Source organism: Acetobacter sp. DsW_059, from assembly GCF_002153695.1.
Classification (GTDB): Bacteria; Pseudomonadota; Alphaproteobacteria; order Acetobacterales; family Acetobacteraceae; genus Acetobacter; species Acetobacter thailandicus.
The window spans coordinates 15,832-29,843 of record NZ_JOPI01000014.1 but is presented as its reverse complement, the minus strand read 5'-3'; the positions used below and the strand labels follow the sequence as shown (position 1 = coordinate 29,843).

Genomic DNA, 14,012 nt, shown 5'->3' with positions numbered 1-14,012 from the left:
TCAGGGATTACGCTGAGAGAGACGCTCAACTTCTTTTTTAACAGAATCCTGAACGATACCGGCCAGATTAGCATCCAGCCATTTTTTGAGCATTACCCGGACTTCCTGACGTACGATATCTTCAATTGTCAGAGAACCTTGATTATTCACAGCCACTCTTCTCTCCTCATGTTCATGCAGATATTTTTCCTGAAGGGTCTTTTGCAGAATAGCGAACGAACTGTCAGTATCTGCAATAGTCTCAACATTGAGCGGAATAGACAGAGAACCATAGTCACCCTCTTCTTCCCCGCCCTTACTGACATTTCGTGGCTTAGAGACAGAGAGAGCGCTTGCAGTATTTTCCTGAACAGCATTTTCAGGCAAAGAGTTTTGTCCTGTATCGTCCCGCACTACATTATAATCCTGAGCTATATTATGATCGTGTTCGTCAACATTGCTGCTGGTATGAGCCCGATCTTCATGAGCCTCATTTTCTATAGTATTTTTACTTTCCAGTCCAGATAAAGACGCCTTTTCAGTATAGAGCTGAAGCAATATTTCACGGATGCTCGGAGGAGCTTCATCAATCAGCCGGAGTTCTTCTGTCTGTTTTTCAGTGGGTTCACTATTAACAGGCTTTGCTTCCTCTGGTGATAACTTTGCGAACTCTTCCCTGATGACACTTGCTAAAGAGGCCGCAGAATCCTCTTCCTCTTTCTCCGCGGTCAGTTCTGGTGTGAGGACGAGATCTTCTTCCTCTTTCTCCGCAGTCAGTTCTGATGTGAGGACGAGGTCGTCTTCCTCTTTTTCCGCGGTCAGCTCTGGCGTGAGGACGAGATCTTCTTCCTCTTTCTCCGCGGTCAGCTCTGGCGTGAGGACGAGATCTCCTTCCTCTTTTTCCGCAGTCAGTTCTGGCGTGAGGACGAGGTCTTCCTCATCTTCATAAAGCCCTGTGTGTAAGAGGGGAGACTCTAAAAATTCAGGTCGCTCTTCTTTTAATTTATTTCTGATAGAAGCTAAAATATCTTCAATAGGCGTCTTGGTTTCATCGGAGGGAGATGAAGTCACGGTCAAATCCTTTGGCCAACGTCTGTGAGATTACCGCCCTGGCTGATTAAGGGCGTAGTCATTGATTCCCCACAGGCGATCTTTCACTGCTTCGTAGTAGGCTTTTTCATTATAAAGCGGCACCTTAAGGTTGAGATCAAGAGCCGTTAAGCGCCCTATTGCAGCGGCAACATTGTAAGACGCAGTGACAAGCGAACTTAAACTCTGAACCAGAGCAACCTGCGCATTTAACAGGGTAGATTGTTGCTGCAGCACTTCAAGTGTGGTGCTTGTTCCAACTATAGCCTGACGTTCGACGCCATCAAGAGCAATTATACCAGCTCTGATTGCCGCTCTGTTGCTTGATATCGCAGCCTGTGTAGCAACTAGTGTCTGCCAGTTCGCAACAGCATCCTGTGCTGCGGCACGTCGCTGAGTGTCCACTTCCCGGTGAGTATATTGCAGCTGCTGCTTCGCCTGTCTTACACCAGCATACTCTGATCCTCCCTGATAAACAGGAATATTAAAGTTGAGGGTGGCATATTTGTTGTCGTTTGTCTGGTGGTCGAGGCCCTGGTTGACGCTTTTCTGATAGGCTGCGGTTGCCGATACCTTCGGCAAAATCGCAGCGACTGCGACAGAAACTGCATCTTTCTGTGCGGCTTCAGTAAAAAGAGCATTAATAACATCAGGGTTATTGCGGACGGCAAAGCTCGCTGCGGTCTGAGCATCTTTAACGGGCAGAACGAGAGGCTGAGGTGGCACCAGATTAGGCGGAGGCGCCATACCAACAATCTGCATGTAAGTTGCCTGTGCAGTCTGAAGAGTTCCTTCAGCCTGCTGACGTGTTGCCTTAGCTGTGGCATAGGCAGATTCGGCCTGTGCTACGTCAGTGCGTGTAATTTCCCCTACATGAAAACGCTCATTGGTCGCACGCAGCTGCTGTTGCAACACACGTTCGTTGTTGATGTTAACCTGCAGAAGCTGTTCGCGCTCAATAACACCGACGTAAGCGGAAACAACCTGTTTAAAAACTTTTTGCTCAGCCGAAATCAGGTTGGCCCGCGCAGCCATAACATTATTAACAGCCTGATGAGTGGCTGCAGTTGTTTTGCCGCCGGTATAGATGTTCTGGGTTATTGTAACGCCAGCACTATAACCAGGAGTATCAAACTTACGTCGATATCCGCCCTCACCGGGGGTTGTGCTGTTATACTCATTGATGCCTTTATAGTAACTTAGCCCGACATTGCCTGTAACTACCGGCCGCCAGCCGGCCAGAGCTGTCGGGACCTGCTCATCAGTAGCTCTCAGCTGAGCCCGGGCGGCCTGAAGTGTCGGGTTGGTCAGATAGGCTGAGGCAAGGGCCTCCTGAAGGGTATGAGGAACAAATTCGGGGGAGCCACTGCCATCATACTTCTGTGCCCACGCAGTCGTGCTGCACAACGCCGCAGCGAGCCCCATTCCACAAATACGCTTCATTAATCTCCCCCCATGCAGGATCAGAACGTGATAGAACATTCCCCGGGTATGAGCAAAGAGAATTTTTTCTATAGTTTGCGGCTTATCAGGATAGTAAAAAAGAAAAACACCAAGAAAAGAGTCTTTCAGGATTTCTTTTTTTATTATGCTGCAGCCTGTGTATGAAAATTTCGATTTTTTTATAATAACAACTCTTGACCTGAAGGGGAAGTCAGGAGATAAGGCAGGCACGTCATCGGTCCGGTGGCAGAGTGGCTATGTAGCGGACTGCAAATCCGCGTACGGGGGTTCGATTCCCTCCCGGACCTCCAGCGATATTTCATAAAAAATTATAAAGTCAGGAACAATCTTTTATAGTTTGTTGCTCTGACTTAAAATGGTCGCCAGGCGAGGAGCATAGTTTGCCCCCGCCAGCCAGTGTAGTAATCAGCCCTTTATTCCTGGTCAGCCCTGATCGACTTAAGGATGCGTTTACGTAAAAACTGAGGCACAAGGCGTTCAGCGACACGGAGTATCCGAAATTGCCAGGGGAAGATGCATTCTTCTTCATTGTGGTGAATGGCTTTCATAATACGTTTTGCTGCGTTTTCGACTGGTACCAGAAACGGCAGGCTGCCCTTTAGTCTCTGGCTCATCTGTGTATCGACAAAGCCCGGAGCGATATGAATGACTTTTATACCTTCTTCTTCCCATCCAAGTCGGGCAGCACTGGCGAAAGAAGCCAGGCCGGCTTTAGAGCTGCTATAGGCGGCCGAAAAAGGCAGTTCATAATAAGCGGAGACTGAGCCAATTAGCACCACCCTCCCTCCTTTGCGGGGAATCATACGTCGGGCCGCAGCTGTAGCCAGAGTAACGGGCGCTGTATAGTTCACCAGAGCGAGCTGCAGCACCTTTTGAGGGTCCTCTGTCAAATCTTTCGGTGTTTTAATGTCAGAAAGACCTGCCCCGAGAATAACCATATCGCACTGAGCTATGGCATCATCTTCATAGAAAGCTGAGAGTGCATCCTGCCCCTTTGCCAGGTCGATCTGACGAGAGATAATTTTTGCGCCACGCCCGCCGCAGACTGCTGAAATTTTTCGTAGCTTTTCTTCATCCCTGCCCCACAAAATGAGGGTTCGTCCCGGTCTGGCATAGCGCTTTGCCAGCTCACCACCAATGCCACCGGTAGCGCCTGTAATTAAAATAGATTTTGGTTCCGGCCGATTAGTTGACACGTTTTTACCTCTTTTCTCTTTCACATTTTATCAGAATGGTGCACCAGTCTGCTATCCGTAAGGTGACTTAAGGTGGGAGTGTACAGAGCGCCGATGACTACAACCGATGAAATTATTATATCTCCCGTGTCGGGAGCACGCCAGCTCGCTTTGTTTATCCGTATGCCCCGCCTTCTTTACACAGGTCTTCCCGGCTTTGTGCCTCAGCTCGAAATGGAAGCGAGAGCTATGCTCTCTCCGGCGCAGTCTCCCTTCTTTCAGCATGGCAAGGCACAGTATTTTATTGCGTGGCGCAACGGAGAACCAATAGGGCGTATTGCTGCACAGATTGATTTTCTTGCGCTTGCACAGCCTGGTCCATCAATTGGTTTTTTCGGTGCTCTTGATACGACAACGCCAGAGTGTGTCGAGCCGCTGATGGCAGCGGCAGAGACCTGGTTACGTCAGTTCGATATTGATGTGATCAGGGGGCCATGGACGCTTAACAGCAATGGTGAATCTGGTGTGATGGTTGAGGGGCAGCTTGAACCTCCCATGGTTGGCACGGCCTGGCACCCTGAAATGCTTGATCAGGCAGTTCAAAAAGCCGGCTTTACAAAAGCGATGGATCTTTTTTCTTATTCCATGCCTCTTTCTCCCGCTGCTGAGCAGGCTAACCGTATTCCTCAGGGGCTGCGTGATCGTCTGGGTGACATTACCGTCCGCGGATTGCGTCAGGATAAGCTTGTTGAAGACGCAGCTATTTTGCAGGATCTTTATAACGATGCCTGGGCAGGTACATGGGGGAATGTACCCATGACCACAGAAGAAACCAATTTTTTGCTGAAAACGCTGAAACCGGTTTTAAAGCCTGAGCAATACGTCCTTATTGAGCTGAATAAAGAACCTGTAGCGATCGCATTAGTCGTGCCTAATGTTTATGACGTTTCAGGCGATCTGAATGGTGCTCCCTCGGCCGCTGGCTGGGCTAAGCTGGCATTTCGTATAGCAACACACGATTTTTCATCGGCCAGGGTTATTTTGCTTGGGGTTAAAAAGAAACTCTCAGGCACGGCCCTTGGCGCAATTGTCCCTGCACTGCTTATTGATGAGCTGATACAGCGTGGCAGAGTTCTGCCTTACCGTACGATCGAACTTGGGTGGGTTCTTGAAACGAATGACGGTATTCGTAATCTGATCGAACGTATCGTTCCCACACCATATAAAACGCACAGAATGTATGAAAAATGGCTTAAAACAGCCTGAGATTTTTTTAAAAATGGCTCCAGCCGGGAGAGGAGAAGTTTAATGCTTCTCCGTTTTTCCCGATAATTTTTGCCCCTGAAAATGTATTATGAAAATGTCCGATGCGGGTTACCGTAACCGGTCCTGTTGCGGTGTTCACAACCGGGTTCTTTGCCAGTCTTTTTTCCTGCTCAGGAGAAACGCTGAAAAGAATTTCGTAGTCATCTCCACCTGTCAGGCAGGTTTTTAACCATGTCTCACCACATTTCTGCGCGGCTTCTGACATCGGTACAGATGTTGCTTCAATCGTAACACCAAGATTATTTTCACGCGCAAGATGTCCGGCGTCCTGCAGCAGGCCATCAGAAATGTCCATAGCTGCTGATGCAAGCCCGTAAAGTGCAGCACCAACGCGTGGTTGTGGCAGATGGTAGCGTTGCGCAAGATAACCTGACGGATCAGGAATATCCCCCTGAAGGGCGCGCAGACCCAGAGCACCGTCGCCTATGGTACCTGTGACCCACAGCCCATCCCCTGCCCTGGCGCCAAGCCGTTTAATAGCCTGGCCAGGCAATACCGACCCTATGATGGTCAGAGACAGAACGAGAGGCCCCCTGGTCGAGGTTGTATCCCCTCCCATGAGCGCAATATTAAAAATTTTCTGATCCTGCAGCAGGCCGTCACTAAAAGCTGCAAACCATTCTTCAGTAACACCCGGTGGCCTGGCTATTGTTAGCAGCCATCCTTCAGGTCTGGCTCCCATAGCCGCCAGATCTGAAAGGTTACACCGTAACAGCTTACGTCCTATCGTCTCGGGCGGGTCAGAGGGCAGAAAATGTACCTGCTCCACCATCGCATCAGCGGCAATAACAAGCTCACGCCCCCGGGGAGGCGTGTAAACAGCAGCGTCATCACGTAAATTTAATGCCGCAGGGCCTGCAAGCTTTGAGAAATGCCTGCGTATAAAAGAGAATTCCTGAGGGAGGTCAGTCAGCGTTATGACCCTTTGTATCGGCCTGAAGCTTTGTCGTGATGGTATCAAGTACACCATTGACCAGTTTTGGTTCATCCCCTGAGAAAAACCCGTGGGCGATGTCCATATACTCGTTAATCAGGACAGGTGCAGGTATTGAGTTTTCAAGCAGCTCACCCATGGAAGCCATGAAAAGAGCGCGAAGAACCGGATCAAGCCGTTCAACAGGCCATGTTTCAGGAAGCGTCTCTTTGAGAAGTTCTGTTATTCTCCCCCGATGAAGAAGAGCTTTTTTAACAACAGAATCAAACAGCTGAACATCAGGTGATGGTACACATCCCTCTTCGTATGAGAGCTGCGCCTGTTCTGCATTGAAGCGATATATAATGAACTGCTGAATTACCTCGTCAGCGAAGTCAGCGTTCTGGTCAATCTGAAAAAGAGCCTGAACGGCCGCCAGCCGGGCCGCAGTCCGGGGTCTTTGAGGGGTATGTGTTTGCACGGCCATGTCTATCTCACCAGAGTAAAGAGGACGGTTTGATGGCGTCTTTATGCGCCAAGGTCTAGTCCTTTTCCTTAAAATCAGCAGAAATTTTGTCCATTGACGTTAAAATTTCCGAAAAATCCTTAGCTTCGGTGAAGTCACGATACACGCTGGCAAAGCGTACGTAGCCAACAGTATCGACATCGCGAAGCACATCCATGGCCATGCTGCCGATCAGAGCAGAATCAATTTCTCCTTCTCCCGAGGCTTCCAGCCGGCCAACAATTCCGGTAACAATTTGCTCGATTCTACTATCAGGAACAGGTCGTTTACGCAAAGCAATGCGGATGGAGCGTGCAAGTTTCTCGCGCTCAAAAGGTGCTCTTTGTCCATCAGCTTTGATAACGACAAGCTCACGCAGCTGTACGCGTTCGACAGTTGTAAATCGTTGCCCACAGGATAAGCAGGACCTGCGCCGCCGAATAGCGGATATCTCTTCATTCGGACGACTGTCTTTTACCTGGCTATCCGGGTTACCGCAAAAAGGACAACGCATTGCATACCTTCATTATTTAATTTAGACACTATAACAAGTGTCTGCTCATATAGCATAGCAGCGTCAGGCTGCGCGCCAGACAAAATTACAGACCTGCACATGTGGCACATTAAAAATACTGGGAAAATCGATGAAGCAATTTTTTTTAAACAAAAAAACTTTTATCGTATGTTGCATGCTTGTCTGGCCGGGAGTAGCTGCTGCTGCACAAAGCTTAGAAAATTTACCTGGGCAGGAAGATGCTCAGAAGGATATTCTGATAAAAGACGCCAGCTTTGCACTTGTTGGTAACCCACCAGCCGGTGTGATTTATTTTACTATTCAGAATACCGGGGATGCCGCTCACCTGGTTACCAATGTTACTTCGCCTGCCTGTGCGCGTCTTATCGGTCATCATTCTGATCAGGAAAGCACACCAGGAACGATCAACCTGTTCCACAATCTTTCATTGCCAGCGCATAGCAGCCTTGTGTTCCCCGTGGGAGGATATCATCTGGTTTGTCTTGATATGCCAGAGAAATTTCTCAGCGCGCAGAATATCTCACTAACATTTTCGTTTCTTGGCGGTTCTTCTAAAACAATCGTTGCTCCGGTCGCAAAGTCAGCGGCTTCGCAGTAAAGCAACTTACATCACAGGGGGCTCTGCACTGCCCCCTGATATAATGCCGCTATTAATTTTGTGTGAGCGTGCGGCGTATTGCCTGATGCCAGCCGGCAACCATGCTTGAACGCTGTTCGTTAGACATCTGAGGCTGAAATTGTGAGCCACTTTGCCATTCAGCTATCAGATCCTTCGGTGTGCTCCATACGCCGGTAGCAAGCCCCGCAAGAAAACCTGCGCCAAGGGCTGTTGTTTCAATGTTTTTTGGTTTTTCAACCTTAACCTGAAGCATATCGGCGAGGAACTGACAGAACCAGTCATTAGCTGCCATGCCTCCGTCAATACGAAGCGTCTCTGTTGTCCCGGCACCATCCTGGGTCATTGCAGAAATCAGGTCCAGTGTCTGGTAAGCTACAGATTCGAGAGCTGCCCGCGCAATATGAGCGGCTGTGGCATCAAGCGTCAGGCCACAGATAAGGCCACGGGCGTCAGGGTCCCAGTGAGGTGCACCAAGCCCGACAAAGCCTGGCACCATATATACGCCGTGACTGTGAGGGATACGCGTGGCCATATCATCAGTCTGTGAAGCATGAGTGATCAGGTTAAGACCGTCACGAAGCCATTTAATAGCAGCACCGGCAACGAAAATTGAACCTTCCAGCGCATAGGTTGTTTTATTGTTTACGCGATAACCGATTGTTGTGAGCATACGGTTTTTTGATGAAACCGGCTTTTCTCCGGTATTCAGCAGCACAAAACATCCGGTGCCATAAGTTGCTTTTGCCATGCCGGGAGACAGGCAGGTCTGCCCCACCAGGGCTGCCTGCTGATCTCCCGCCATACCGGCAACGGGAATAGCCCGGCCGTAGAGTGACGGAATGGTTTCACCAAAAATAGTACTGTTATCTTTTACTTCAGGCAGGATTGCAGCGGGAATACGGAATTTTCTGAGCAGCTCCTCATCCCATTCCTGCGTATGAATATTAAACAGCAGAGTGCGTGACGCATTGGTGATGTCAGTCGCATGTACCTTGCCACCAGTCAGGCGCCACAGAATAAAGGAATCTATAGTGCCAAATGCAAGCTCACCTTTTTCTGCTCTGGTGCGTGCGTCATTCACATTATCAAGCAGCCAGGCCAGTTTTGTTGCTGAAAAATAAGGATCGAGCAGCAGGCCTGTGCGCTCACGTACTACGGTTTCATATCCTTCTTCCCGCAGTTTCTGACAAAGCTGCGCTGTGCGTCGATCCTGCCAGACGATAGCGTTATAAATGGGCTTACCTGTGGCACGGTCCCAGACAACAATGGTCTCACGCTGGTTTGTGATCCCTATAGCGGCGATGCGGTCTGCACCGCCAATTTTTTCAAGAGCTTCCTGTGATGTAGCCAGAACATCACTCCAGATGTCTTCAGGATTGTGTTCAACCCAGCTGGACCGTGGGTAAAGCTGAGGAAATTCTTTACGTGCACCGGCCAGCTCCACAGCATTTTTATCAAAAATAATACTGCGTGTTGAGGTTGTTCCCTGGTCGATAGCGAGAACGCAATCCTGCTTACTCATGAAACACAATCCTTTTTTACTAATTTGAAATTCAGATGTAGTATTCAGGCAGATCTTTTGGCTGAAGGCATAAAAGGTCTGATGAGAAACTGATAAAACCCGGCACCCAGAACACCGCCGGCCAGAGGGCCGGCTATAGGTACCCACCAGTAATTTAACGGGCCGGGTATGGCTGTGTTGCCCCATCCTGCGAGAAAACAAAACAGACGCGGACCAAAATCACGAGCAGGATTAATGGCCCAGGCCTCAAGGTAGCCGGCACATGCACCAATGGCGGCGACAAGAAGCCCGACTATTAAGGCGCTTGAGTTAGCTTGTGGTGCCTGGGTGTTGTACTCGCAGGTAATGGCAAATATCCCCATAACAAGCATTGCTGTGAGAATAATTTCATCTGCAAAGGCATGCAGTGGCGATACAAAGTCCCCGGGGTGGGTGAAGAAGACCCCGGACGCAACTCCATCGTGTAGCCGGTCAAGAGAATGCACAACGGCATAATGATCAATAACCGGCGAGAACAAAGTATAGACAACAGCGGCGCCAAGAAAACCACCAGCAACCTGCGCCAGCCAGTAGGGTAAAACTTTTTTCCATGAAAAATTACGAAAAATAGCCAGAGCCAGGGTAACAGCAGGGTTGGCATGGGTGCCGGACACTGCCCCTGTTACATAAATAGCAATCGTTACCCCAAGCCCCCAGACGATACACACCCCCCAGTAGGCCTGTTTGTAAGGACTGGGGTCATAAAGTGTGTACATTGCAGCAACAGAATCACCGAATATGATGATAATGAAAACAGCAATGCACTCAGCTATCAGCTCGCCTAAGAAGGCCTTTCTCTTACTAATCATCTTTCGCCCCGTTAATTTTATTTTTATCAGGCAAATTCATAGAGGTTTGTTGTGTCAGGCCTTACGGGCTGCGACATAAGCCGCTACTTTTTGCCTTTCAGCCTGGTTCAGATGGAGCCCCAGTTTACTGCGTCTCCACAGAACATCTTCATCTGAGCGTGCCCATTCGCGTTCAATCAGGTAATCGACTTCACGCGAGGTCAGGTCTCCGCCCAGCAATTCACCCATATCATCAAGAGACGATGCATCGCCAATGATTTCATAGGCACGGCTGCCATAATTACGCATCAGCCTCCAGGCCAGGCTTTCAGGCAGCCACGGCGCAGCCCGTGTCAGTCGCTCAAGTGCGGCAGCAAAACCACCCTCACCGATATCTCCGCCTGGCAGAGCTTTTTCAGCAGTCCATGAACGTCCTGCAACAGCTGGCAGAACCGGAGCCAGTTTCTCAAGAGCATGCTCAGCAAGTTTGCGGTATGTCGTAATCTTACCACCAAAAATAGAAAGCAGTGGTGCGTTGTCGCGTGTATCAAGGTCAAGAACATAGTCGCGGGTTACAGCAGATGCATTGGCTGAGGCATCATCATAAAGAGGTCTCAGACCTGCATAAGTCCATACAACATCCTGTTCTTTAATGTTTTTCTTAAAGTAACGGTTAACGCTGCTGCACAGATAGCTGACTTCTTCAGGCGAGATATCAACTTTACCAGGATCTTCTTTCCAGGCTTCATCAGTCGTACCGATAAGAGTAAATTTTTGCTCGTAGGGAATGGCAAAAACAATACGCTTGTCAGGGTTCTGGAAGATATATGCCTGAGGCCCGTCAAACAGGCGTGGTACGACAATATGGCTGCCTTTAACCAGACGGACCGATTTTGAGTTTGGAAGTTTAAGCGTGTCAGACAGCAAACGAGCAACCCATGGCCCCGCAGCATTGACCATACCCCGGGCCTGTACCGTATAATTTTCTCCGGTTGTACGGTCTTCAAGCTCGGCTTCCCACAGGCCGTTAACACGTTTTGCATTAATCAGGCGTGTCCGTGTACGAATATCAGCGCCACGTTCAGCTGCATCCATGGCATTAAGAACAACGAGGCGGCTGTCCTGTACCCAGCCATCTGAATAGATAAAACCTTTTTTGAAGTCGCCTTTAAGAGGTACGCCGGTCGAATGTGTGCTGAAGTTAACAGCCCGTGACTTTGGCAGTGTCATGTTAGAGGCCAGATGGTCATACAGAAACAGTCCGGCCCGCAGCATCCATGCCGGACGATCAGTCTTGGAATGCGGGAGAACAAAATGCATCGGCCAGATGATATGCGGCGCGATTTTTAAAAGGCGTTCACGTTCTGTCAGAGCTTCTCTGACCAGGCGAAATTCATAATATTCAAGGTAGCGGAGGCCACCGTGAATAAGTTTGGTACTGGCAGAAGATGTGTAGCTGGCAAGATCATCCTGCTCGACCATCAGGACTGACGCGCCGCGTCCGGCCGCATCGCGCGCAATCCCTGCTCCGTTAACGCCGCCTCCGATGATCAGGACATCGTAAGGGCCAGAGGTGGACGTTGATGACTTTGCCATTTTTCTATCCAGTTCCAAAATTAAAGTATCTTCCTCATCTGTATATTCGTATACGAAAATATAAAAAAGGCAATTTTTCGCTTATGATGAAAGAAAGAATAATTTATTTTCATTTTTTCTTTTCAGAAGAAGCTTTATCCTGCGTTGTGTGCACCGAAACATTAGCCTGAGTGGCTATGGTGTTAAGGTGGTCTGGCAAAGGCAGGTCTGTATAAAGTACATCAATATCAGCAAGGTGACCAACACGCGCCATGGGCCGCCGTTTTAATTTTGTGTGGTCCGCCAGTAAGATCACGGTCCGGGCATTGCGAATGATAGCCTGAGCGACATTGATTTCCTCGGCATCGAAATCCAGCAGGGTGCCATCTTCATCTATCCCGCTAATGCCGATGACACCAAAATCAGCCCGGTACTGTTCAATCATATGTGTGGCTGCCGGGCCAATAATACCACCATCTCTGAGGCGCACTACGCCACCTGTAATTGTCAGGCTACATGCAGGAGCCGGTGTCAGAAGAGAAGCGACATGAATATTATTAGTGATAATTTTTAAAGATTTATGATGGCGTAAGGCCCGGGCAAAAGCCTCGGTTGTTGTGCCGATATTTATAAAGAGAGAGGATCCGTCAGGTATAAGCTGAGCGGCTTTTTTGCCGATAAGGTCTTTTTCTTTGAAGTTAAGAATCTGACGCTCGGCATAATCGATGTTCTCCAGGGGTGACAGTGCCGCCGCACCGCCATGGTGCCTGTTAATCAGGTTTTCTGTCGCCATGAAATTAACATCACGTCTGACAGTCTGCACCGTTACATTAAGCTCAGTCGCGAGGTCTTCGTTGGTAACGTAGCCTCGCTTTTGAACCAGTTTCAGAATGTGCTTTTGTCTTTGTAGTGACTTCGACATCAGGCCATTTTATCCGATGTAATAAGAGCAGTTAAGGCTCTTCCATATCGTGAAAGTCGCGATGGCTCTACTCCCCTGATCTGTTTTAATTCAGTTAGTGATCGCGGAGCGGCGGATGCTATGAGGCGTAATTCGTGGTCAGAAAAAATAACATGAGCCGGAACCTCCTGCTCTCTGGCTTCATCTGCGCGCCATTGCCTGAGTATCTCAAAAAAAGGTTCATTGTCAGTTGACAGGTCTGATGTGAAATCATCTGCGCTGACACTATAAATAGAAAAATGCATCAACCTTTTGATTTTATGGTAAATTTTTTTCAAAAACGTGCAGTTATCACAATGTCCGCAAGGGTGAGGAAAATCCTCTCCCAAATAATGCAGAAGCGTTTGTGTACGACATGATGATGTCTCAGCTATCTTCTGCATTGTGGCCAGACGGTACATCGCCTTATTTTTTTCGTTTTCTGACAAACGCGATATCTGAATACCGTAAGCAGCATGTTTTATATCATTTTTCTTATAAAACAGCAGAGCTGAAGCTTTTTTCCCATCGCGCCCTGCCCGACCTGTCTGCTGATAATAAGCTTCAGGGGAGGACGGCATATCGAGATGAATAATAAATCTGATATCCGGTCGGTCTATCCCCATACCAAAAGCAATTGTCGCGACAATAATTAAGGCCTCTCCTGAACGAAAACGTAAAAGAGCCGCACGCTTTTCAAGAGGAGATAAACCGGCATGATAGGCCAGAGCCGGTAAATTTTTCAGTTTCAGGTCATGTGCAATGCGCGCAGTACGGGCACGATTTTTACAGTAAATAATGCCTGTCATATTTTTAAAATCAGATAAAACAGATATCAGCTGAGATGTATGAATTTTTTCATTTATAATTTTAAGGTCAATATTTCCTCGGTAACATATTGACCTTAAAATAAATTTTTCAGGTATAGCCAGTATATTACGAATATCATCACAGGTTTTATGATCAGCCGTGGCTGTAAGCGCAATACGTGGCACATCAGGAAAATATTCCTGCAGTAAAGACAGTCGTCGATAGTCAGGCCTGAATTCATGCCCCCAGGATGAAATGCAGTGTGCTTCGTCTATGGCAATGATGGAAAGATGGCACTGGCGCAACCAGGACAGAGTGCGCGTAGCAAGCAGCTTTTCTGGCGAAAGGTAAAGAATATCTATGCGGCCAGAGACAATTTCTTCCTGAGCGGTTGCCAGATCATCTTCTGTCAGGCCTGAATGAAGAGCAACAGCCCGAATGCCCAGATGATTAAGGCTGGCAGCCTGATCGTCCATCAGGGCTGTGAGGGGTGAAATAACAAGCCCCATACCACGTCGGCACAAAGCCGGAATTTGGTAACACAGGCTCTTCCCTCCTCCTGTCGGCATCAGGAGGAGAAGATTATGGCCTTCCATCAGGCAGGTAATCGCCTGGGCCTGCAAGCCACGAAAAGAGTCGCGGCCAAAAACAGTCTTCAGAACTGTTTCTGGCGACGTATTACAAAACCGATTCTGCCAGTTACCGGAAGCCATATGCATGACCAGGTCATGAC

General features: G+C 48.6%; 13 protein-coding genes and 1 tRNA gene. 3 read left to right on the top strand and 11 right to left on the bottom strand.

From position 1 onward, the window contains the following. Positions 1-1,050 carry a DUF2497 domain-containing protein gene (locus HK25_RS13340; protein ID WP_233127647.1) on the bottom strand — a complete coding sequence of 350 codons (1,050 nt, stop codon included), beginning with the start codon at positions 1,048-1,050 and terminating at the stop codon, positions 1-3. A gap of 30 nt (positions 1,051-1,080) precedes the next feature. Then, on the bottom strand, positions 1,081-2,511 hold the full coding sequence (locus tag HK25_RS03395) for a TolC family outer membrane protein (RefSeq protein ID WP_086635402.1): 1,431 nt from the start codon (positions 2,509-2,511) through the stop codon (positions 1,081-1,083). 237 nt (positions 2,512-2,748) lie between these two features. Between HK25_RS03395 and HK25_RS03390 the strand changes: the two genes are divergently transcribed. Then, a tRNA-Cys gene (locus tag HK25_RS03390) sits at positions 2,749-2,822 on the top strand. A 123-nt stretch (positions 2,823-2,945) separates the two neighbouring features. On the opposite strand, the gene HK25_RS03385 is transcribed toward HK25_RS03390, so the two are convergent. Further along, positions 2,946-3,728 (bottom strand): SDR family oxidoreductase, encoded by a 783-nt coding sequence (locus tag HK25_RS03385; protein WP_233127645.1) that lies wholly within the window; start codon positions 3,726-3,728, stop codon positions 2,946-2,948. Between the two features lie 93 nt (positions 3,729-3,821). On the opposite strand from HK25_RS03385, the gene HK25_RS03380 reads away from it, so the two are divergent. Beyond that, positions 3,822-4,973: a hypothetical protein gene (locus HK25_RS03380; RefSeq protein ID WP_086635311.1), complete on the top strand. Its 1,152-nt coding sequence runs from the start codon at positions 3,822-3,824 to the stop codon at positions 4,971-4,973. A gap of 7 nt (positions 4,974-4,980) precedes the next feature. Here HK25_RS03380 and thiL read toward each other — a convergent pair whose 3' ends face one another. Genes thiL through nrdR form a run of 3 tightly spaced genes read right to left on the bottom strand, consistent with a single transcriptional unit; the run spans position 4,981 to position 6,965 of the window. After that, the gene (gene thiL, locus HK25_RS03375) at positions 4,981-5,964 is read right to left on the bottom strand and encodes a thiamine-phosphate kinase (protein WP_369824726.1); all 984 of its coding nucleotides are present in this window, start codon (positions 5,962-5,964) and stop codon (positions 4,981-4,983) included. Further along, on the bottom strand, positions 5,939-6,433 hold the full coding sequence (gene nusB / locus HK25_RS03370; RefSeq protein WP_086555527.1) for a transcription antitermination factor NusB: 495 nt from the start codon (positions 6,431-6,433) through the stop codon (positions 5,939-5,941). The genes thiL and nusB overlap by 26 nt, the downstream gene beginning before the upstream one ends. A gap of 55 nt (positions 6,434-6,488) precedes the next feature. Beyond that, positions 6,489-6,965, bottom strand: coding sequence for a transcriptional regulator NrdR (gene nrdR / locus HK25_RS03365; protein WP_086555528.1), 477 nt, complete (start codon positions 6,963-6,965; stop codon positions 6,489-6,491). A gap of 130 nt (positions 6,966-7,095) precedes the next feature. Between nrdR and HK25_RS03360 the strand changes: the two genes are divergently transcribed. After that, positions 7,096-7,584 carry a copper chaperone PCu(A)C gene (locus HK25_RS03360; protein WP_086555529.1) on the top strand — a complete coding sequence of 163 codons (489 nt, stop codon included), beginning with the start codon at positions 7,096-7,098 and terminating at the stop codon, positions 7,582-7,584. A gap of 52 nt (positions 7,585-7,636) precedes the next feature. On the opposite strand, the gene glpK is transcribed toward HK25_RS03360, so the two are convergent. From glpK to HK25_RS03335, 5 genes are all read right to left on the bottom strand, one after another. Continuing rightward, positions 7,637-9,127: a glycerol kinase GlpK gene (gene glpK, locus HK25_RS03355; RefSeq protein ID WP_086555530.1), complete on the bottom strand. Its 1,491-nt coding sequence runs from the start codon at positions 9,125-9,127 to the stop codon at positions 7,637-7,639. Positions 9,128-9,171: 44 nt separating this feature from the next. After that, positions 9,172-9,975 (bottom strand): MIP/aquaporin family protein, encoded by an 804-nt coding sequence (locus HK25_RS03350; protein ID WP_198945941.1) that lies wholly within the window; start codon positions 9,973-9,975, stop codon positions 9,172-9,174. A 54-nt stretch (positions 9,976-10,029) separates the two neighbouring features. Further along, on the bottom strand, positions 10,030-11,550 hold the full coding sequence (gene glpD, locus HK25_RS03345) for a glycerol-3-phosphate dehydrogenase (RefSeq protein WP_086635309.1): 1,521 nt from the start codon (positions 11,548-11,550) through the stop codon (positions 10,030-10,032). A gap of 109 nt (positions 11,551-11,659) precedes the next feature. Continuing rightward, positions 11,660-12,451 carry a DeoR/GlpR family DNA-binding transcription regulator gene (locus tag HK25_RS03340; RefSeq protein WP_086555532.1) on the bottom strand — a complete coding sequence of 264 codons (792 nt, stop codon included), beginning with the start codon at positions 12,449-12,451 and terminating at the stop codon, positions 11,660-11,662. Beyond that, a complete protein-coding gene (locus tag HK25_RS03335) occupies positions 12,451-13,998 on the bottom strand; it encodes an ATP-dependent DNA helicase RecQ (RefSeq protein WP_233127641.1) in 1,548 nt (515 codons plus the stop codon). The genes HK25_RS03340 and HK25_RS03335 overlap by 1 nt, the downstream gene beginning before the upstream one ends. Between the last annotated feature and the right edge of the window lie 14 nt (positions 13,999-14,012).